Origin of the sequence: Methylocystis iwaonis, assembly GCF_027925385.1 — a bacterium.
GTDB lineage: Bacteria > Pseudomonadota > Alphaproteobacteria > Rhizobiales > Beijerinckiaceae > Methylocystis > Methylocystis iwaonis.
Genome location: NZ_AP027142.1, coordinates 366461 through 387672, shown reverse-complemented (window position 1 = coordinate 387672; position 21212 = coordinate 366461). Strand labels below are relative to the sequence as shown.

General features: G+C 65.3%; 18 protein-coding genes. 10 read left to right on the top strand and 8 right to left on the bottom strand.

Translation table 11 applies throughout. From position 1 onward, the window contains the following. Positions 1-2: 2 nt before the first annotated feature. Positions 3-1385, bottom strand: a complete 1383-nt coding sequence (argH, locus tag QMG84_RS01815; protein WP_281930056.1) for an argininosuccinate lyase — start codon at positions 1383-1385, stop codon at positions 3-5. A gap of 23 nt (positions 1386-1408) precedes the next feature. Here argH and tlpA point away from each other — a divergent pair, with 23 nt between their 5' ends. After that, a complete protein-coding gene (gene tlpA, locus QMG84_RS01810; protein ID WP_281930055.1) occupies positions 1409-2065 on the top strand; it encodes a thiol:disulfide interchange protein TlpA in 657 nt (218 codons plus the stop codon). Positions 2066-2129: 64 nt separating this feature from the next. Next, a complete protein-coding gene (locus tag QMG84_RS01805) occupies positions 2130-2564 on the top strand; it encodes a GlcG/HbpS family heme-binding protein (RefSeq protein WP_281930054.1) in 435 nt (144 codons plus the stop codon). A 77-nt stretch (positions 2565-2641) separates the two neighbouring features. On the opposite strand, the gene QMG84_RS01800 is transcribed toward QMG84_RS01805, so the two are convergent. Further along, positions 2642-3127 carry a hypothetical protein gene (locus tag QMG84_RS01800; protein WP_281930052.1) on the bottom strand — a complete coding sequence of 162 codons (486 nt, stop codon included), beginning with the start codon at positions 3125-3127 and terminating at the stop codon, positions 2642-2644. A 210-nt stretch (positions 3128-3337) separates the two neighbouring features. On the opposite strand from QMG84_RS01800, the gene QMG84_RS01795 reads away from it, so the two are divergent. Then, positions 3338-3823, top strand: coding sequence for a peroxiredoxin (locus QMG84_RS01795; RefSeq protein WP_281930050.1), 486 nt, complete (start codon positions 3338-3340; stop codon positions 3821-3823). Positions 3824-4054: 231 nt separating this feature from the next. Here the strand turns inward: QMG84_RS01795 and QMG84_RS01790 are convergent, their stop codons facing one another. Continuing rightward, the gene (locus QMG84_RS01790; RefSeq protein WP_281930048.1) at positions 4055-4249 is read right to left on the bottom strand and encodes a DUF1289 domain-containing protein; all 195 of its coding nucleotides are present in this window, start codon (positions 4247-4249) and stop codon (positions 4055-4057) included. Positions 4250-4367: 118 nt separating this feature from the next. Next, the gene (locus QMG84_RS01785; protein ID WP_281927877.1) at positions 4368-5534 is read right to left on the bottom strand and encodes an IS4 family transposase; all 1167 of its coding nucleotides are present in this window, start codon (positions 5532-5534) and stop codon (positions 4368-4370) included. Between the two features lie 324 nt (positions 5535-5858). Here QMG84_RS01785 and QMG84_RS01780 point away from each other — a divergent pair, with 324 nt between their 5' ends. The 7 genes from QMG84_RS01780 (at position 5859) to QMG84_RS01750 (ending at position 14500) form a co-directional block, all read left to right on the top strand. Beyond that, positions 5859-7169 (top strand): IS4 family transposase, encoded by a 1311-nt coding sequence (locus QMG84_RS01780; protein ID WP_281928760.1) that lies wholly within the window; start codon positions 5859-5861, stop codon positions 7167-7169. A gap of 52 nt (positions 7170-7221) precedes the next feature. Beyond that, a complete protein-coding gene (locus QMG84_RS01775) occupies positions 7222-7518 on the top strand; it encodes a hypothetical protein (RefSeq protein WP_281930046.1) in 297 nt (98 codons plus the stop codon). Between the two features lie 2 nt (positions 7519-7520). Further along, positions 7521-9086, top strand: coding sequence for a RecQ family ATP-dependent DNA helicase (locus tag QMG84_RS01770; protein ID WP_281930044.1), 1566 nt, complete (start codon positions 7521-7523; stop codon positions 9084-9086). Between the two features lie 182 nt (positions 9087-9268). Beyond that, positions 9269-10714, top strand: coding sequence for an MDR family MFS transporter (locus tag QMG84_RS01765; protein ID WP_281930043.1), 1446 nt, complete (start codon positions 9269-9271; stop codon positions 10712-10714). Positions 10715-10804: 90 nt separating this feature from the next. Next, on the top strand, positions 10805-13516 hold the full coding sequence (gene acnA / locus QMG84_RS01760) for an aconitate hydratase AcnA (RefSeq protein ID WP_281930042.1): 2712 nt from the start codon (positions 10805-10807) through the stop codon (positions 13514-13516). Between the two features lie 167 nt (positions 13517-13683). Beyond that, complete coding sequence (locus QMG84_RS01755; protein ID WP_281930040.1) at positions 13684-13917, top strand: hypothetical protein; 234 nt, start codon at positions 13684-13686, stop codon at positions 13915-13917. A gap of 343 nt (positions 13918-14260) precedes the next feature. Beyond that, positions 14261-14500 (top strand): hypothetical protein, encoded by a 240-nt coding sequence (locus tag QMG84_RS01750; protein WP_202070781.1) that lies wholly within the window; start codon positions 14261-14263, stop codon positions 14498-14500. Positions 14501-14575: 75 nt separating this feature from the next. Here the strand turns inward: QMG84_RS01750 and QMG84_RS01745 are convergent, their stop codons facing one another. The 4 genes from QMG84_RS01745 to QMG84_RS01730 form a co-directional block, all read right to left on the bottom strand. Beyond that, positions 14576-15070 (bottom strand): hypothetical protein, encoded by a 495-nt coding sequence (locus QMG84_RS01745; RefSeq protein WP_281930039.1) that lies wholly within the window; start codon positions 15068-15070, stop codon positions 14576-14578. Positions 15071-15149: 79 nt separating this feature from the next. Further along, positions 15150-16550: a TolC family outer membrane protein gene (locus tag QMG84_RS01740; protein WP_281930037.1), complete on the bottom strand. Its 1401-nt coding sequence runs from the start codon at positions 16548-16550 to the stop codon at positions 15150-15152. Between the two features lie 203 nt (positions 16551-16753). Then, positions 16754-19972, bottom strand: coding sequence for an efflux RND transporter permease subunit (locus QMG84_RS01735; protein ID WP_281930035.1), 3219 nt, complete (start codon positions 19970-19972; stop codon positions 16754-16756). A gap of 13 nt (positions 19973-19985) precedes the next feature. Then, positions 19986-21182, bottom strand: a complete 1197-nt coding sequence (locus QMG84_RS01730) for an efflux RND transporter periplasmic adaptor subunit (protein WP_281930034.1) — start codon at positions 21180-21182, stop codon at positions 19986-19988. Positions 21183-21212: the final 30 nt, after the last annotated feature.

Here is a 21212-nt window from a genome sequence, read left to right as displayed (position 1 = left end):
TTTTAGCCTTTGAGATGTTCGAGCCAGCTTTGCGCCTGTTTGCGCACATTTTCCGGCGCCGTGCCGCCGAAGCTCACCCGGCTTTCGACCGATTTCTCGACGCCCAGCACCGCGAAGACATCCTCGGATATACGCGGCTCTACGCTCTGGAGATCGGCAAGCGAGAGGTCTTCCAGACCCACGCCCTTGCCCTCGGCCAGCGCCACCACACGGCCGGTGACATGATGCGCCTCGCGGAAGGGGAGGTTCAGCTTGCGCACCAGCCAATCGGCGAGGTCGGTCGCGGTGGAGAAGCCGGCGCCGGCAGCCGCCTTCATACGCGCGCGGTTCACCTTCATGTCGCGGACCATGCCCGACATGGCGGCGATGCAGAGGGAGAGCGAGTCGAGCGAGTCGAAAGCGCCTTCCTTATCCTCCTGCATGTCCTTGGAATAGGCGAGCGGCAGGCCCTTCATCACGATCAACAGCGCCTGCAGCGCGCCGATGATGCGGCCCGACTTGCCGCGCACCAGCTCCGCCGCATCCGGGTTGCGCTTCTGCGGCATGATAGAGGAGCCGGTGGTGAACTTGTCCGACAGCGAAATGAAACTGAACTGCGAGGTCGTCCACAGCACGATTTCTTCCGCGAAGCGCGAGAGATGGGTGGCGCAAATTGCGGCCGCCGAGAGCGTCTCCAGCACGAAGTCGCGGTCGGAGACGCTGTCGAGCGAATTGGCGGTGGGCCGGTCGAAGTGCAGCTCCTGCGCCGTCATATGGCGGTCGATGGGGAAAGACGTGCCGGCGAGCGCCGCGGCGCCGAGCGGGCATTCATTGAGCCGCGCGCGGGCGTCGCGCAGGCGCCCGCGGTCGCGGCCGATCATCTCGACATAAGCGAGCAGATGATGGCCGAGCGTGACCGGCTGGGCGCTTTGCAAATGGGTGAAGCCCGGCATGACGCTGCCGGCTTCTTCCAAAGCGCGCTCGGCCAGCGCGAGTTGCAGATCGGCGAGCTGGGCGTCGAGCGCGTCGATCTCGTCGCGGATATAGAGGCGAAAATCCGTCGCCACCTGATCGTTGCGCGAGCGCGCCGTATGCAGCCGCCCAGCGGCGGCGCCGATCAGCTCGGCGAGCCGCGACTCGGCGTTCATATGGATGTCTTCGAGGGCGCGCGAGAATATGAATTCCCCGCGCTCGATCTCGCCGGCGATCTGGGTCAGACCTTCCGTGATCTTGGCGGCGTCGGCTTCGGAGACGATCCCCTGCTTGGCCAGCATGGCGACATGGGCGAGCGAGCCGCGGATGTCCTGGGGACCGAGGCGCTTGTCGAAATCGATGGAGACGTTGATCGCCTCGAGAACCGCGTCGGTTGCGCTCTGAAAGCGCCCGCCCCATATTTTGCTCGTCATTTTTACCCCGGAGCCTGCGCCATATGAAAAAGCTTGCCGCCTTCCCGCGTCGCCTCGCGACGTTCGTCATCGCAGCGGCTGGCGCCGGGTTTCTATACGCGGGCGGCCCGAGCGGCAAGGAAGCCATGTCGCAAGCCCATGCCGAAGACTGCGCGGGCGCGGCCAAAGCGGCCGACGCGATCAAGGACATCGCCAAGGGCGAGGTCGCCGCGATGACCATCTCCAAGAAGCCGGAGAAGCTGCCCGACTACGCCTTTACCGGCCCGGACGGAAAGCCCGTCGCCCTTTCGGCCTTCAAGGGCAAGACCCTGCTTCTCAACATCTGGGCGACCTGGTGCGTGCCCTGCCGCGGCGAGATGCCGGAGCTCGACAAGCTGCAGTCGGAAGAAGGCTCGGATAAATTCCAGGTCGTCACGGTGAATATTGACACCTCCCGGCTGGAGCGGCCGAAGAAATTCTTCGAGGAGACGGGCGTGAAGGCGCTCACCCTCTATTCGGACCCCAAGGCCAATATTTTCTTCGAAATGAAGCAGGCCGGTAAGGCGCTGGGCCTGCCGGTGACCGTGCTGGTCGATCCGGAAGGCTGCCAGATCGGGCTCATGAACGGGCCGGCGAATTGGCATTCGGCCGACGCCAAGGCGCTGGTGAGCAAAGCCGTCGAGGCGGCGACCTTAAAATAACCGGCCCACGCCCTATCTCTGACATGCGCCTTGGCCTTCGCCGGGCGGAGAAGGAGGCAGGGCCATGCATGTCACGATCGAACAAGCCGAAAAGGCCATCGCCGCCGCGCGCCAGAAGGCGCTCGCGCTCGGCACGCAAATGTGCATTGCCGTCGTCGACTCGGGCGGCGTGCTCAAGGCCTTCCACCGCATGGACGACGCCTGGGTGGGCAGCGTCGACATTTCGATCAAAAAGGCAAAAACCGCCGTCTTCTTCGGCATGCCGACAGGGCAGATCGGCAAGCTCTCGCAGCCGGGCGGCCCGCTCTATGGCATCGAACATTCGAACGACGGGCTCGTCACTTTCCCCGGCGGTCTCCCGATCGTCGACAAGGATGGGGTGATGATCGGCGCGGTCGGCGTGAGCGGCTCGTCGGTGGAGAACGACCATGCCGTGGCTTCGGCCGGCGTCGCGACGCTCGGCGTCGCGGAACTGCCGGAACACCCCTGGCGGACGTGACCGCAGGGCTTATCCGTCGTGAGTTCCCGCCGGGCGCGGCCCGGCGGGAATAATGGCGCGTTCCGATGGGACGCGCGTCAGCCCTTGTGCTTCTTCTTCTTGGCGTGCTCGGGCGCATGGGCCGGAGCCGGGGCCGGAGCGGCTTCGGCGGGCTTCGGCGCTTCCTGGACGGCCGGCGCCGGGGCGGGGTCGGCGGCGGGCGCGATCACGGCCGCCGGCTCCACGGCAGGCGGCGGAGCCGCCTCGCTCTTCTGCTGGGTCGCTTCGGTCGGCGCTGGGGCCGGGGATTCGGCCGCCGGCCGTGAGGTGAAGAGCCAGGTGAGGCCGGCGATCACGAGCACCGCGCCGGCAACGCCCAGGCCGATCCATCCGCTGCGTCTCGAAGCGGCCGGCGCAACGGGATCGATGGCGGCGGGGTAGACAGAAGACGGCGGATCGACGGGGTCGACCGGCGAGGCGGCGGGCGTCTCGCGAATCGGCGCATCGGCCGGCAATACGCCGCGGTATTGGCTCCAGACCCAGGCGGCCGGCGGCTGCCCGTTTGGTCCTTCCGTGTTTGGCATTTCCAAACCTCCCCTGATGCGCGTGCTCGAATTTTGCGCCGCTCGGTGGCATGTTGCATCGCATTGCGTCTGGTCACAAGCATATTGACGAGCAGCAATTGAGTCGCTTTGGGCGACGCCCACGCAAAGCGGCGCCTTTACGGGAGACATTCTCGAAAAAGGCGCTAATTAGGGGGAGCCTCCCCCGCCTTTCACGGAAGCGAGACGCGCATGACCATCAAAGCCGGCGATAGAATTCCCGACGTCACCCTCACCCTCATGGGCAAGAACGGCCCGGAGCCAATCAAGACCTCGGATTATTTCAAGGGACGCAAGGTCGCGCTCTTTTCGGTGCCGGGCGCATTCACGCCCACCTGTCACGCCAAGCATTTGCCGGGCTTCGTCGAAAAATATGACGCGCTGAAAGCCAAGGGCGTGGACGCCGTGGCGGTGACCGCCGTCAACGATGTCTTCACCCTCGACGCCTGGCTCAAGGATCGCGGCGCACAGGGCAAGATCGACGGCCTCGCCGATGGCTCGGCCGCCTTCGCCAAAGCCCTGGGGCTGGAGCTCGATCTGACCGACTTCGGCCTCGGCGTTCGCGGCAAGCGCTATTCTGCGGTGGTCAAGGACGGGGTCCTCGAATGGATCAACGTCGAAGAGAATTCGAGCCTCGCCACCGTCTCCAGCGCCGAAGCGACGCTGGAAAAGCTCTGAGCCGCGCAAGGCCGGCCCCAGCGGGGTCGGCCCAGTTCGTCGACAAACCTGCGAGGCGGCCTCGTCCTTCGAGACGGGCGCTTCGCGCCCTCCTCAGGATGAGGCCTAAGTGTTTGGCGAAGTTGCAGAAGCTCCTCATGCTGAGGAGCCTGCGCAGCAGGCGTCTCGAAGCACGAGGGGCGTCGGCGCCACTTGTCAGCACTCTGGGCCGGCCCAGGGGCGGCCTTTGTTTCAGGTCTTTGTTTTAACGGGCGCCTTCGGCCCACCCATTGAGTCGAGGCGCGCCTTGGCGCGCTCGGCGACGCGGCTTTTCTGGGGGTCGGCGAGCTGGGACCAGCTTCCGATTTCCTCGCGCGTGCGGCCGCAGCCGATGCAGACATTGGCGGAGTTGAGCGTGCAGATTTTATTGCAGGGGCTGGGGATCATCAGAGCTCTCGGGTGTCTCCCGCAAATGGCCGAGGGGGCGCCGGCATGTCAATATTCTCAGCGCTGGAAGCCCCCCTCCCTGTCCCTCCCCCGTTTCACGCAGGGCTGTCCGGGGAAATCATAGGGCCGCGAGCTGGAGCTGCAGACTAGAGAAGTCTCGGCCGGGCTTGGGCCTGATTGGCGGCTTGTCGATAAGCGCGATCGGCCGGCGGTCGAAGAGGAAGCGGCCGACGAGCTCGGCGAAACGCAGTGCCGCCATGTCGATCTTGTGGACGCAGGCGGCGATGCGCAGCAGGGTGAAGGCGATCATCGCGGCGAAGAGCTGCAGGCGCACGGCGTTTTCGGCCTCGCCGATGAAGCTCTTGATGTTGAGATGCTGCTTGATCCAACGGAACAGCAGCTCGATTGCCCAGCGGCCCTTGTAGAGCGCGGCGATTTCCGCGGCCGGGCGGCGCATGTCGTTGACGATGAGGACGATGCGGCCTTTGGCCTCGTCTCTTTCCACGGTGATGCGCCGCAGCGGCATGGGCAGCTTGGAATCGCCTTTGCTGGCCAGCGCCACCTCCTCGTCGGCGATCACGGCGAAGCCGTCGCCCCGCGCGCTTTCGGGGTCGAGCGGGCGGGCGGCGATCGCCCGGAAGCGGGCGTTCGCCTTCGGCCGGGTGACGAAGAAAGCGCCTTGCGCGGCGATCTCGGTCCACCAGCGATAGTCGCAATAGCCTTTGTCGAAGACATAAGCGGCGCCCGGCTCGATATCGGTTTTCTTGCCGATCTCTATGTCGTTCACATTGGCGGGCGTGACTTCCGCGCGAAGGGGCCGATTGGCGCGCGGGTCATGGACCACGTGCATTTTGAGGCCGTGAGTGCGGCCGTTGGAGCGGGCGTAATCGAGGAATTTGCTCAAAGGGATGGGCGTCGAATCGATGAGGCGGATCATGTCCGCGCCCTCCCGGCGCGTATGACGGTCGAGCGCGCCGGAGAGCATGGCGAAGAGATCGGCGAAGACGGCGACGGGCCGGCGGGCGTTGGCGTCGGAAAGGGTCGTGCGCGCGAGCCGCCGCGTCCCGAGGTGATAATGCGCGCGCGCGTCGGCGTTGAAGGCGGGAACGAGGGCGCGCAGGCTGGAGACCCCGGCAAGCTGGGCGTAGATGAGCGCGACGAGGTGATCCCAGCTCTTGAAGGATTTGTCGTAGGCGTCGCCGCCATGCCGCTCGACGATCTGCTTGAAGGCGCGCCGATCGACCGGCTTGAGCAGTTGGGCGAATACAGTAGAGTGCACGGGCATGTCCGGTCCTTTTTTCCAGTCTCGACAACCGGAAAATACCCGACAACCGTCGGGAAAACCGGGCATGCGCCCGCGACCTTTCGACTCATTCCCCGGACAGCCCTGCGTTTCACGGGAGAGGGGACGCTCACGATCGGCATTCCCGATGAAGGCCGCGGCCTGCTCCCTCTCCCGCGCCAGCGCTATCGAATGCACACATCGTGATTGCCTCGGTCGGGTCTGTTTGATTCCGTTGGTCGCGTTTTGATTCGCGGGGTGGGGCATGGCGATTTCGTATGGACTGGGGCGGTTCGGCGACCGCCGCCTGGAAAAAGGGGGGTCTCGTTGCATCGGGGCCTCGTCGCGCGGCCGTGCGCGCGCATCCGTCGGATCGCCGGCGGGCGGCGGGCGCAGGAGGTGCGGCTCGCGCGCTTCCTGCGCAATCCTGCGGTGACCGCCGAGGAGATGGCGCGGCACGCCGCCGGGCTCACAGCGGCGCGGGCGGCGGGTCGCGACATAGTGGTGGCGCAGGACACCAGCGAGCTGGCGCTCGGCGGCAAGCGCGCGCAGGCGAACGGCTATGGGCCGGTCGGCAAGGGCGGCGGGACGCGCGGCCTTTTGCTGCACGCGGCCCTGGCGCTCGACGCCGGCACGGGCGCGCTGCTCGGCCTCGCTCATGCCGAGGTCTGGAACCGCGACACGGGGGCCAAGGTCGCGGCGCGGCGCTCGCGCGCGCTCGCGGACAAGGAATCGCAGCGCTGGCTCGATGTGGCGACGCATGCGCGCGAGGATTTCGCGGCGGCGAAGCGGATCACTGTCGTCTCGGATCGGGAGAGCGACATCTACGCGCATCTCGCGCAGCGTCCGGGCGGCGTGGAGCTGATTGTGCGCGCCTGCCAGAACCGGACGATCGCCGCAGACGGCGAGGATGCGATCGAGCTTTTGTTCCCCTTCGCCGACGGATTGGCCGAGGCGGGCCGCTTCGTCGCCGAGATCCCGGCGGCTCCGGGACGCAAGGCGCGCAAGGCGGCGCTCGCGGTCCGCGTCTCGCCGGTCACTTTGCGCAAGCCGCGCCACGGCGCGCGCGACTTGCCGGACGCGGTCGGCGTGACTTTGGTCGACGTGCGCGAGGTCGGGGCCGCCGAGGGCGTCGCGCCCATTCATTGGCGGCTTCTCACGACCCATGCGGCGACGAGCCTGGCCGAGGCGCGCCGGGTGATCGACCTCTATCGAATGCGCTGGACCATCGAGGAATTCTTCCGCACGCTGAAGACGGCGGGCTTCGAGATCGAGCAGGCCGACATCTGCGATCCGAAAGTGATGATCAAGCTGGTGGCGGCGACGGCGGTCGCCGCTGTGACGGTCATGCAACTGGTCAAGGCGCGCGACGGCGCGACCGACCAGTTGCTGACGGACGCTTTCGAGCCCGAGGACGAAGCGCTGCTCGAGGCCGTCTCGGCGAAGCTCGAGGGCGCGACGGCCCGCCAGAAGAACCCCCACCGCAAAGGCAGCCTCGCCTTCGCCGCCTGGGTCGTCGCCAGGCTCGGCGGCTGGACCGCCTATTACGGAAAGCCCGGCCCCAAAGTAATGCGCCAGGGCCTCGACGACTTTCGACGAATAAAGTTCGGAGCCGCGCTGACCTTCTACGATGTGTGAATCCGATAGCCCGCCAGCGGGGGAGGGTCGGGGAGGGGGCAAGGATTCGCCGATGATCCTTTCCTTCTCATCCTTCCTCGCCTCTTTAGGCGCCGCTGAGCCCCCCGCGCTGCCCGCCCCCTTGCGCGCCTTATGGCTCGACGCCGGCGGCGACTGGGACGGCGCGCATCAATGCGTCACCGACGCAGAGGACACGGACAGCATGCGGGTTCATGCCTATCTCCACCGCAAGGAAGGCGATCTCTCGAATGCGCGCTACTGGTATGCGCGCGCGGGCGTGCCGCCGCAGGATTGTCCGCTAGAGGAGGAGTGGCAGGCGATCGCCTCGACCCTCCTCGCGCAGCGATAGCCATGGCGGACGCCGCGCGCCGCTTGCTGCGTGATGTTTTCGGCTTCGCCGATTTTCTTCCGGGCCAAGAGGAAGTCATCGAGGCCATCCTCGCCGGTCGCGACGCGCTCGCCGTCATGCCGACGGGCTCCGGCAAATCCCTGCTCTATCAATTGCCCGCGGCGGCGGGGCCGGGCCTCGTCGTCGTCGCCTCCCCGCTCATCGCCCTGATGCGCGACCAGTTGCGGGCGATGGCGGACAAAGACGTTCCCGCCGTCGCGCTACATTCCGCCCAGGACGACGCCGAGGCGATCGCCGCACTGGACGTCGTCGCGACAGGGCGGGCGAGACTCCTCTACGCCGCGCCCGAGCGGCTGGCTCAGGAAGCGACGCAGGATTTGCTGCGCAAAAACCGCATCAAGCTTTTCGCGGTGGACGAAGCCCATTGCGTCTCGCATTGGGGACACGACTTCCGCCCGGACTATCGCGGGCTCGGCGACATCGCGACGAGGCTCGGCGCGCCGGTGCTCGCCGTCACGGCCACCGCCGGACCGCGCACGCGCGCGGACATCAAACGCAGTCTTTTTGCGCGGGAGCCGGACGTCTTTATTCGTTCCTTCGCCCGGCCCAACCTCGCCCTCTCTTTCCGGCGCAAGCGCGCGGGGCTGCGCCAGATCCTGCGCTTCATCGGGCAGGGACGGGAAAGCGGCATCGTCTACTGCAATTCGCGCCGCAAAGCGGATGCGCTCGCCGCCGGCCTCGCCGCTTCGGGGCTCGATGCTTTGCCCTATCACGCCGGCCTCGACGCCTATACGCGCGACGCCCATCAGGACGCGTTTTTCGCGCGCAGGGGCGTCGTCATGGTCGCGACCATCGCTTTCGGCATGGGGGTGGATAAGCCGGACGTGCGCTTCGTGATCCACGCCGATCTGCCCACCTCGATCGAGGGCTATTACCAGGAGATCGGCCGCGCCGGGCGCGATGGGGCGCCGGCGCGCGCCCTGGCTTTGTTCGATCCGCGCGAATTGGCGACCCGCTGGCGAACGCCGCAGATCGACCCAGAAAACGAAGAAGCGGCCGGGGATTATGCCCGCCGCCAGGCCATGGCGCGGCTCTGCGTGACGCCCCGCTGCCGCTTCCAGACTTTGCTTGCCGAATTCGGCGAGGAAAGCGCGCCTTGCGGTCGGTGCGATCATTGCCGGGGCGGGCCGCTGGCCTGGCCGCGCCGGGCAGGCGCTTTGGCGCTTCAGCTTCGAGGCACGGCGGCGAGCCGGCTTGCATATCTCTCGGGCGAGGAAATCGACGAACCGTCGGCGCCCACGGTCCCCCAAGAGGCTGTTTTCGAACCAGCCGCGCCTCCCGCCATCGCGCTCACGGTCTCGCAGGCGCGGCTGCTGCGCGCGCTGCAAGCCGAGCGGGGGAAAATCGCCAAAAGGCGCCGCCTGGCCCCCAGGCGCATCGCCAGTGACGCGACTCTCGCCGCCCTCGCCGCGGCGCGGCCGCACCGAATCGACGACCCGATCTTCCACGACGTCGAGGAGGCGAGCGCTTTTCTGTGCGTCATCGAAAAGGCGAATGCCGAGGGGTGAGCCGCGCGCGGCGGCCATGTCATCCCCGCGAAAGCGGGAATCCAGAGCGACACCCCAGACTTAGCGCCACCCCAGGAATCCAGAGCGCCCTCCCGCCCGTCCGGGATGACGGCGCCTGAAACGCAGCCGGTTCCATGCTGCGCCGCAACGGGCTATGACAAGCTTCCGCGAAGGACGCTCTCATGCTCGCAATCGACGATTCCCTGCCGCCGCCCGCCGCAGAAATGCGGCCGATCATGATCGGGCTCGGCCTCGCCATGCTGCTCTCGGCGCTGGACGGGACCATTGTCGTGACCGCCATGCCGACGATCGGCGCCGACCTCGGCGAACCCGAAAATCTGCCCTGGATCGTCACGGCCTATCTCGTCGCCTCGATCGTGGTGACGCCGCTCTACGGCAAATTCGCCGACGTCTATGGCAGGCGGATCATGCTGCTGGCCGGCGTTGCGACCTTTGTCCTCGGCTCGGTCGCCTGCGCGCTCGCCCCCAGCATGACGGCGCTCGCGCTGGCACGTCTCGTCCAGGGCCTGGGCGGCGGCGGATTGATCGCGCTCGCCCAGACCGTCGTCGCCGATCTCGTTTCCCCGCACGAGCGCGGGCGTTACCAAACCTATCTCGCCGCCGTCTTTGTCGTCGCCAGCATCGCCGGCCCGGCGCTCGGCGGCTATTTTGCGCAATATTTGCACTGGTCGCTGATCTTTTGGATCAATCTTCCGCTCGGCCTCGCCGCGCTCGCAATGGTCAATTCCGGGCTGAAGCGCCTGCCCGAGCGGCGCCATCCGCATCGTATCGATTATCTCGGCGCCGCTCTCCTGACGCTGGCGTCCGGCTCCATGGTTCTGGCCCTCGGCTGGGGCGGAACGCGTTACCCCTGGGCTTCGGCGCCGATCTTCGGCCTTCTCAGCTTTTCGGCCCTGTCTTGGACAGCTTTCGCCTGGCGCACGCGCGCCGCGCAGGAGCCTTTGATCCCCCTGCGGATCTTGAGCCTCTCGATCGTGCGCAACGCCACTGTCTCGAGCTCCTTTGGCCTCGGCGCCTCTATCGGGCTCTCGGTCGTCATGCCGATCTACTTCGAGGTCGCGGCAGGCCTGAGCGCGCACGACTCCGGCCTCGCGCTCATTCCGATGATGGCCGCCACGGTTGTCGGCGCGACGATCTCCGGCCGGCTGATGGCGGCGATCGATCACTACAAGATCATCCCTTTGCTGGGGCTCGGCGCGGGCGCGATCGCCGCCGCCATCGCCGCCTGGGAAGTCGAGAGCGCCTCGCTCCTCGTGCTCGATAGTCTGCTCACCATCGCCTCATTGGGCGTGGGCACAATGCTGCCGATCGCGACGGTCTCCGTGCAGAACGCCGTCGATTCGCGCGATCTGGGCACCGCCACGGCGACGATGCAGTTCTTTCGCCAGCTCGCCGCGGCGCTCATCGTCGCGCTTTTCGGCGCGCTGGCGCTCGGCGGCGGGCGGGCCGATTACATCGCGGAAGCACGGCTCTCGCCCGAGGAAGCGGCGCGGCTCGCCGCGAGCTTCAAGCTGGTCTTCGCCGCGCTCGCCGTCTGCATGGGCTTCTCCTTCGCCTTCATGGCGCGGATGGAAGCGCGTCCCCTGCGTGGCGAGCGGCGACACTGACCTATGTAATCTGCCGTCGGCCGCTTGTGCCGGTGGCATGGAATTTCCTATGAAGGCGACGTTTCGCCTTTACGTCTGCAAGGACCTCCCATGACTTCGCTCGACAGTTTCAAATCCCGCCAAAAGCTCGTCGTGGGGGACAAGACCTATGATTATTTCTCGCTGAGAGCGGCGGAGGCGAACGGGCTCGAAGGAGTCTCCAAGCTCCCCTATTCGCTCAAGGTCGTTCTCGAAAACCTGCTGCGTAACGAGGACGGACGCTGGGTCACCAAGGACACGATCCACTCCTTCGCCAAATGGCTGACCGAGAAGGGCAAGACCGAGCGCGAGATCGCCTTTTCGCCGGCCCGCGTGCTGATGCAGGATTTCACCGGCGTGCCCGCTGTCGTCGATCTCGCGGCGATGCGCGACGCTTTTGTCGCGCTGGGCGGCGATCCGCAGAAGATCAATCCGCTCGTGCCGGTCGATCTCGTGATCGACCATTCGGTCATCGTCGACGAGTTCGGGACGCCCAAGGCCTTCGAGCAGAATGTCGAGCTCGAATATGAGCGCAACGGCGAGCGTTACCGCTTCCTGAAATGGGGCCAGTCGGCTTTCGACAATTTCCGCGTCGTGCCGCCGGGCACGGGCATCTGCCATCAGGTCAATCTCGAATATCTCGCGCAGACGGTCTGGACGCGCACGGAGAAAGCCGATGGCGCGGCGGTCGAGGTCGCCTATCCCGATACGCTCGTCGGCACCGACTCGCATACGACCATGGTCAACGGCCTTGCGGTGCTCGGTTGGGGCGTCGGCGGCATCGAGGCCGAGGCCGCCATGCTCGGCCAGCCCCTCTCCATGCTCGCGCCCGAAGTCATCGGCTTCAAGCTGACCGGCGCGCCCAAGGAGGGCGTCACCGCGACCGACGTGGTGCTCACCGTCACGCAGATGCTGCGCAAAAAGGGCGTCGTCGGCAAATTCGTCGAATTCTATGGCGAGGGCCTCAACCACCTTTCGCTCGCCGACCGCGCGACCATCGCCAATATGGCGCCGGAATATGGCGCGACCTGCGGCTTCTTCCCCGTCGACGCCGAGACGCTCGCCTATCTGAATATGTCCGGCCGCGCCGCCGAGCGCATCGCGCTGATCGAGGCCTATACGCTGGCGCAGGGCATGCTGCGCGACGCCTCCTCGCCCGACCCGGAATTCACCGACACGCTGGCGCTCGACCTCGCCGAGGTCGCGCCCTCGCTCGCCGGCCCCAAGCGCCCCGAAGGCCGCGTGCCGCTGGAGGACATCGGCAGGGCCTTCGAGACCGCGCTCGCTGGCGAATATAAAAAGGACGGCGGTCTCGGGCCGCGCTACAAGGTCGAGGGGACGAATTACGACCTCGGCCATGGCGACGTCGTCATTGCCGCCATCACCTCCTGCACCAATACGTCCAATCCGAGCGTGCTGATCGGCGCGGGGATTCTGGCGCGCAACGCCGTGGCCAAGGGCCTCAAGGTCAAACCCTGGGTGAAGACTTCGCTCGCGCCCGGAAGCCAGGTGGTCGGGCAATATCTCGCCAACTCCGGCCTACAGAAGTCGCTCGACGAATTGGGCTTTAATCTCGTGGGCTTCGGCTGCACGACCTGCATCGGCAACTCCGGCCCGCTGCCGGCGCCGGTCTCGAAGACCATCAACGCCCATGACCTCGTCGCGGCCTCGGTGCTCTCCGGCAACCGCAATTTCGAAGGCCGCGTGAACCCCGACGTGCAGGCGAATTATCTCGCTTCGCCGCCGCTCGTCGTCGCTTTCGCGCTCGCGGGCACGGTCGCCACCGATCTGACGAAGGAGCCGCTGGGCCAGGGCTCGGACGGCCAGCCGGTTTACTTGCGCGATATTTGGCCGTCGAGCGCCGAAATCGACGCCTTCATCCGCGACAATGTCACGCGCGATCTCTTCCGCGAGACTTACGCCAATGTGTTCGCGGGCGACGAACATTGGCGCGCGGTGGCGGCGCCGGCCGGCGAAACCTACGGCTGGGACGGCAACTCCACCTACGTCCGCAACCCGCCCTATTTCGTGGGCCTCGCCAAGCAGCCCAAGCCCGTTACGGATATTGTCGGCGCGCGCATCCTCGCGCTCTTTGGCGACAAGATCACCACCGACCATATTTCCCCGGCCGGCTCCATCAAGGCCGCCTCGCCCGCGGGTAAATGGCTGATGGACAATGGCGTCGCGCAGAAGGACTTCAACCAATACGGCACGCGGCGCGGCAACCATGAAGTCATGATGCGCGGCACCTTCGCCAACATCCGCATCAAGAACAACATGATGAAAGACGCCCATGGCGTCGTGCCGGAAGGCGGCCTCACCAAATACTACCCCGGCGGCGAAACGCTTTCGATCTACGACGCCGCCATGCGCTACCAGAAGGACGGCGCGCCGCTCGTCGTCTTCGCCGGCGCCGAATATGGCAATGGCTCTTCGCGCGACTGGGCGGCGAAGGGCACGGCGCTGCTCGGCGTGCGCGCCGTGATCGCGCAGAGCTTCGAACGCATCCACCGCTCCAATCTCGTCGGCATGGGCGTGCTGCCGCTGACCTTCGAGCCCGGAACGAGCTGGGCGTCGCTCGGCCTGACCGGCGAGGAGACCGTGGCCATTCGCGGGCTCGAGAAAGGACTTGCGCCGCGCCAGACGCTGGCCGCCGAAATCACCTTCCAGGGCGGCAAGGTTGTCTCCGCCCCGCTCCTCTTGCGGATCGATACGTTCGACGAATTGGAATACTTCAAAAATGGAGGCATTCTGCCTTACGTGCTGCGACAACTCGCCCCGTAAAAGAGCTGTTGGAAGCCTTCACTATTATTGACGGCTCCTTTTTCTTGCGACATCTTCGTGACGCTCGAGCGTGACAGCTCGCGCGCCGCCGTTTCAAATGGCGGCGCGGTTCGAATGCGGCGCAAGAAGCAAGAAAATAAAATAGGGAAGATAGAGGAACGCTCAGGATGAAGAAATTCTCCATTGCCACGGCCATCGCTATCTTTGCGGCGATGACCGCTCCGGCCTTCGCGAGCTGCGACACCCATGCGGAAGACGAGCAGGCCGTCTGCGCCTCCAAGTGCGAGGATCAATATCTGAAGGATCAGCAGGGCTGGACGGCCGATATGTCGAAAGTCAAGTCCAACAAGAAGGCCTGCGACGAGAAGTGCGGCTGCCCGCAGAATTCGAAGGGGCTCTGAGCTTTTCCTCGCGGCTGAGAAAAATGCGAGGGCGCGCGAAAAGCGCGCCCTTCTTGCCGGCCATCTCAAAATTTTTAGCCCCGGGGAGGCGCCCGAGAGCGGGGGGCCCTTATGGGAATAATCTTTTGGATTCAATCTTTAGCAATAGGGAAGCGGGTGCTCGCCAGCCTGCCGATCGCCCCCTCGTCTCTGTCATATCAATGACGTGTGATTGACACTGGGCCAATCTTCCCCCATCGTCCGCCCCGCTTTGCGCGTTATGAGGGGCCGTTACTGTCGGCGGGAGGGTTCTACGCCAGCGCAAGCAAGCACAGCCGAAAATATGAGAAGAGGAAGCGTCAAAATGAACAAATTCGCCTTTGTTGCGGCGGCCCTGTTTGCCAGCATGATGACCCCGGCCTTCGCCGATTGCGACACCCGCAACGCCGACGATGACAAGCAGGCTGCGGCCGCGTCGAAGTGCTACGACGAATATCTCGCCCGCAAGCAGAACTACGGCGCGAATGTCGACGAGCTGCGCGCCAACTTCAAGGCCTGCAATGAGAAGGCCGGCTGCCCGCAGAACTCCGACCTGCTGAAGTAAGATCGTTTCGCCTCTTCGAGCGAGTAGAGGCCGACGCTCAGGGGCGCGCAATTATTGCGCGCCCATATTTTTTGCTTACTGCCGATAGACTTTGCCGTCCGGGCCCTTCCAGCCGTTCGAGTCTTCGTAGAAGCGATATTCCTCATCGAAGACGACCGTTTCGCCCGGGGCCACATATTGCTTGCCCTTGGGATCGGAGTTACGCGGCGCCGTCACATAATGCTTGCTGGGCGAGCAGCCTTCCTTGACCTTGCCAGCGTCGTCGGGTTTGCACTCGAGATTGGCGCCTTCCGGAAACTGCACTTTGGCGTTGAAGAAGATCTCGAAGCCCTTCTCGCCGGTCGCGTGCATTTCGAGCGCTTCCGACATCGTCTGTTTGAATTCGAGAATCTTGCCGGGCTTGTCGAAATGCTGCGGGAGGAGATTTTCGAAAATCTTGCGGGCGTGCTCCTCGGTCGGATCGCCGCAGCCGAACCAGCAGATGGCCGCGGCCGGACCGGCGGCCATGGGCGCCGCGACCAGCGCCAGCGCAAAACCTCTGGCGAAGAATTTCAGATACGCGCCTCGCATATAGCGTTTCCTCTTCTTTGTTGCGCCGCAACGCGAGCGGCGATTGGCCGCAGAGTAAAACGCTTTGTATGAAATGTCTTCAACGCCCGGCGTCGGGCGTCGCGGTCCCGACCCAGGAGTCTTTCACCTGCTCGAAATGGACCGCCGGGTCGTATTGCCACGCGTCCAGGCTGAGCGTTTCCGTCGACAGCCGGCCCATGGCGGCGAGCACGGCGTAAGAGGCGACCACGCGCTCACGCTGGGCGAAGACGAGACTTATGCGGGCGTTCAGCAATTCCTGCTGCGCGTTGAGAATGTCGAGCGTCGTGCGCAGCCCCGCCTTGGCCTCCTCCCGCACGCCATAGAGCGCGCGCTCGGCGGCGGCGATCTGCGCCTGCGCGGCGGCGATCTGGGTTTTCGCGGCTTGCAGGGCGCCCCAATTGGCGCGCACCAGCGCGATGACGTCGGCGCGCGCGACATCGACGTCGAGACGTCGCTGCCCCGCCGTCTCCTTGGCTTCCCGAACCTGCGAATAGGTTATGCCGCCCTCGTAAATCGGCACATTGAGCCGCCCGCCGATCGATGCGCCGATATTGCGGTTATAGACGCCGCTGGTGTCCGTCTGGGTGAAGACATTGCCCACGATCGAGAATTTCGGCATGAAATCCCCTTCGATCACCTTGATGTCGAGGTCAGCCGAGTCGGCGTCGTGCAAAGCCGCGAGAATGACCGGATGCTCGCCCAGGGCGATGCGCTCGACCTCCTCACGGGTTTTCGGAATCAGACGATCGACCGCGGCGCCGGGGGCTAATTTCTTCGGTTCGACGCCGATCGTCTGCCGATAAAAGCCGACGCTCGCCTCGAGCGCGGCGCGCGCCTGACCGACGAGCGACTGCCCGGCGGCGAGCCGCGCCTCGGCCTGCGCAATGTCGGTCAAAGTAATCTGGCCGTAATTGTAGCGCTCCCGCGTCTGGCGCAATTGCTCGGCGAGAACCGCGACGTTGTTTTCCTGCAATTTGAGCGCGGCCGTGTCGCGCAAGACGTTCATATAGGCGGAGGCCGCGTTGAAAAGCACGCGCTGCTCGGTAAGACGCAGCCGCTCGCGCCCAGCGAAGACATTCGTTTCCGCCATGCGGGTGGCGTTCTGCGTTTTGAAGCCGTCGAAGACGGGCTGCTCCACCGTGAGGGTCGCCGAGCGGGGCATGCTGCCCCCTGTCTGAATGCTTTTGGTCTGGACGCGGGTTAAGGCCGGATTGGCAATTTCCTCGTCGATTTGCCGCGCGATCGCGCGATTTTCCTGCTTGCCGAGATAGAGACTTGCATTGGCGCGCGGACGCAAGCCCGAGCGCGCCTGCGGCACCTTCTCGTCGAGCGCGCGCACGCCGGCGCGGCCAGAATTCAGCACCGGACTATTGTTGTAAGCGCGCAGCAAGGCGCCATCGAGCGTCTCGGCCGACGCCGCAGACGATGTGAAACACAGAGCAAAAAAGGCGGCCCGCACGAAAGCGGCCGCGCAACCGCTGGGCGTGAGCTCATCCCTCCCCTTTACGGGGAGGGCGGCCCCGCGCAAGCGGGGTCGGGTGGGGCAAGCCCCAATAACTGTCGTTGCCGAGAGAACCCCACCCGGCGGCCTTCGGCCGCCGACCTCCCCGTAAAGGGGAGGTATTTGGCGCTCGGCCGATTTTCCTGTGCGGCGCGCGCGTCTCACACCGCCTCCCTTTCACGCGCGGCGGCGAGCGAGGCTTTGTTTTCACCGAAGAAGGCGTAAAGCGCCGGCAGCACGATGAGGGTGAGCACCGTCGCGCTGATGAGCCCGCCGATGACGACAGTGGCGATCGGCCGCTGCACTTCAGCGCCCGTCGACGTCGCGAGCGCCATTGGCACGAAACCGAGTGAGGCGACAAGCGCCGTCATCGTCACGGGACGCAGACGCGTCATGGCGCCCTTGAAGATCGCCGCGCGCTCATCCATGCCGCTCACCATGAGCTGGTGAATATAGGTGCGCATGACAAGGCCGTTGAGCACGGCGACGCCGGAAAGCGCGATGAAACCCACAGCCGCCGAGACGGACATGGGCATGCCGCGCAGCCACAGAGCGAGCACGCCGCCGGACAATGCGAGCGGCACTGCGGAGAAGACGAGCAGGGCGTCGCGCGCCGAGCCCAGCGCCGAGAAGAGCAGCAGGAAGATCATGAAGAAGCAGACCGGCACGACGATCATGAGCCGCGCCCGCGCCGCCGCGAGATTTTCGAACTGGCCGCCCCATTCGATCCAATAACCGGCGGGGATTTGCACCTTGGCGTCGACCTTGGCGCGCGCTTCGTTGACGACCGAGGCGATGTCGCGTCCACGCACATTGGCGCTGACGACCACGCGCCGCTTGCCGTTCTCGCGGGAAATCTGGTTCTGCCCGTCGACCGTGGAAAAGCTTGCAACCTGCTTGAGCTGAATGGTCGAGATATGGCCCTGCGCGTCGGGCGGCAAGGAAACCGGGATCGTCTCCAAAGCGTTTGCGTCCTCGCGCAGATTGTCGCGCAAGCGCACGAAAATCGGGAAGCGGCGGTCGCCCTCGAAGATCATGCCGGCCTGCTCGCCGCCGATCGCCGCGCCGATCGTGTCCTGCACGGCGCCGAGCGACAGGCCGTAGCGCGCAATGGCGCTCTTATCGACCTTGATGTCGAGCACCGGCAGGCCGGTCACCTGCTCGACCTTCACGTCGGTCGCGCCCGGCGTGGCGCGCAGAATGGCGGCGATATGATTGGCCGTCTTCAGCATGGCGTCGAACTCTTCGCCGAAGACCTTCACGGCTATATCGCCGCGCACGCCGGCCAGAAGCTCGTTGAAGCGCAACTGAATGGGCTGCGAAAACTCATAGGCGTTGCCGGGCAGCTTGGAGATCTCGGCCGAGATGTCGTCGATTAGCCTGTCCTTGGGCAGATGCGGGTCGGGCCACTGATCTTCCGGCTTCAGCATGATGAAAGTGTCGGTCAGATTCGGCGGCATCGGGTCGGTCGCGACCTCGGCCGTGCCGGTCTTCGAGAAGACGTAATCGACCTGCGGCAGCTTGCGAATGGCGTTCTCGACGTCGATCTGCATCGCCTGCGACTGCGTGAGCGAGGTGCTCGGAATGCGATTTGCCTGCATCGCGAGATTTTTCTCGTCGAGCTTGGGGATGAACTCCTGCCCGAGGTTCAAATAGAGAAGCACGGCGAAGAGGAAGGAGGCGACGCCGATCGCCATCACCTTCACCGGCGCCTCCATCGCCCAGCGCAAGGCCGGCTCATACATGCGCTTGAGCGAGCCCACGATCGCATTGTCGTGCTCTTCGCTGGCGCCCGAGACGAAGAGCGCGATCATCGCGGGGAAAAAGGTGAGGGAGAGAAGGAACTCCGACAGAAGCGCGATGATGACGGTCATCGCCATCGGATGGAACATCTTTCCTTCGACGCCCGTGAAGCTCAGGATCGGCAGATAGACGAGAATGATGATCGATTGGCCATAGACGGTGGGTCGCCGCATCTCGACGGCTGAATCGATGACCGTCTCGAGACGTTCCTCGGTGGTGAGCGGGCGCCCCGCCATATGCTGGCGTTCGGAGAGGCGGCGCAGGCTGTTCTCCGCCACGATGATGGCGCCGTCGGCGATGAGGCCGAAATCGAGCGCGCCGAGGCTCATCAGATTGGCGCTGATCTTGCCGATATACATGCCGATGGCGAGCAGCAGCATGGTCACCGGAATGACCGTCGCCGTCACCACCGCCGCACGGAAATTGCCCAGCATCACGAAGAGCACGAGGATGACGAGCCCCGCGCCCTCCAGGAGATTCTTGGCGACGGTCTTGATGGTCGCGTCGACCAGGAGCGTGCGGTTCAGGATCGTCTTGACTTCGATCCCCGGGGGAAGGGACTTCGTGACGGTTTTCACCTTGGCGTCCACCGCCGCCGAGACGGTGCGGCTATTGGCGCCGATCAGCATCAGCGCCGTGCCGATAACCACCTCCTCGCCATTCATGCTGGCGGAGCCCGTGCGCAGCTCCTTGCCGATGGCGACATTGGCGATCTCGCCTACGCGCACGGGCACGCCATTTCGCGTCGTCGCCACGACATTGGCGATGTCCTCGACAGTCTCCAGCCGGCCGCCGCTGCGCACGACGAGGCCCTCGCCATTGCGCTCGACATAGCCGGCGCCGCGGCTGACGTTGTTCTTCTGGATCGTCGCCGCAAGATCGCCGAAGGAAAGGCCGAGCGACGTCAGCTTCGCGGGGTCGGGCTGCACATGATATTGCCGCATGAACCCGCCGAGCGAATCGACGCCGGCGACGCCCGGCACCGTGCGCAATTGCGGGCGGATGATCCAGTCCTGCACGGTGCGCAGATAGGATTCCTGCGCGACGGTCGTACGCAGCATCGCGCCTTCCGGCGTCAGATAGGCGCCGTCGCGCTGCCAGCCGGGTTCGCCGGCGTCGGCGAGCTTGTGCGGCTCCGCGTAGCGCACGGTCCACATGTAGATTTCGGAAAGGCCCGTCGCGATCGGGCCCATGCGCAGCTCGATCTGCGGCGGAAAATCCTCGCGCGCCTGGGCAACGCGCTCATTCACCTGCTGACGTGCGAAAAAAATATCGACGCCATCGGAAAAGACCGCTGTCACCTGCGCAAAGCCGTTGCGCGAGAGCGAGCGCGTATAGTCGAGACCCGGAATGCCCGCGAGCGCGTTCTCGATCGGATAAGTGACCTGCTTCTCCATCTCGAAGGCGGAGAGGGCCGGCGCGCGGGCGTTGATCTGCACCTGATTATTGGTGATGTCGGGAACGGCGTCGATCGGCAGATGCACGAGCGCGAAAGCGCCGAAGGCGCCGACCAGCGCGACCAGGAGGACGACCAGCCAGCGGCTATGGACCGAAAAGGCGATGATCCGCTGCATCATGGTCTTAGAGCCGTCACTCCTCGGGAATTTCGCTCTTGCCGGCTTCGGCCTTCAGCACGAAGCTGTTATCGACCGCGATCGTCTCTCCGGGCGAGAGGCCTTTCACGATCTCCACAGAACCTTCGTCGCCGTCGCCCAGTTCGACGACGCGCTTTTCAAAGCCATTCTTCACGCGCACGAAGACCGTCGGCTCGTTGTGGATGAGCTGCACCGCGGCGCGCGGCGCGACGACTTTCGCGGGGCTCTGTTCAAGTGCGATCTCGGCGTTGAGCAAAACGCCAGGGTGAATTGCGTAATCCGGGTTTTTGAAGGAGGCGACGACATGGCCCGTGCGCGTCTCGGGGGTGATGAGGGCGTTGACGACGCGCACGGCGCCTTCGAAAGCGCGCCCATCCGCCCCCTTGACGACCACCGGCTGTCCCACGCGCACGCTGGCGAGATTGGCGACGGGAACCGCGAGCTCGGCTTCCACCTCGGAAAGATCGGCCAGAACGTAAATCTGGCTTTCCGGCGTCACCGGCTGGCCGAGATTGGTCAGGCGCTCGATGACGCGGCCCTTGATCGGCGCGCGAATCTCCTTCTCGCGCAAGCGGGCGATGGGCTGATTGGCGAGCGCCGTCATCTCGTTTTCGGAGAGATCGAGGGCGGCGAGCTTGCCGCGCGAGAGATCGAGGCGAAGCTTTGCTTCCGTGAAAGTCGCCTTGGCTTTCAGGAACAGTTGCTCGGCGGTGATCTTCTTTTCGAAGAGGCCCTTCTCGCGCTGGAAGAGCTGGGATTGCAGCTCGTAATTGGCGAGCGCGGCGAGATATTCGCTCTTGGCGTCAGCGACCTCGCGCGAATCGATGACGGCGATCGTCTCGCCCTTCGCCACGTCGTCGCCGAGCTTCTTGCGCATTTCGGCGACGACGCCAGAGACCTTGGCGGCGACGCGGGCGAGATGGTCGGGATCGGGCTTCACCGTCGCTGGCACGGTGATCTGGCGCTTGAGCACGCCGGGGCCCGCCTTCGCGACGCCGATCTTGGCGGCGTCGATCTGCTCGGGCGAAAGCTTGATCAGCCCTTCGGGGGCGGCGGGACTCGCGGTCTGTTGGGAGCCAGCCCCGGAATCCGCGGGCGCGCTTCCGCGCATCTTCGCCACAAGGCCCGGCAGAGCCGCGCCAATAGCGAGGCTCGCAATGATTGCGAGAAGGAGAGGCGCTTTGCGGGGCATTTCTGCGATGGGGCTCCGGGGCGCGTCGCG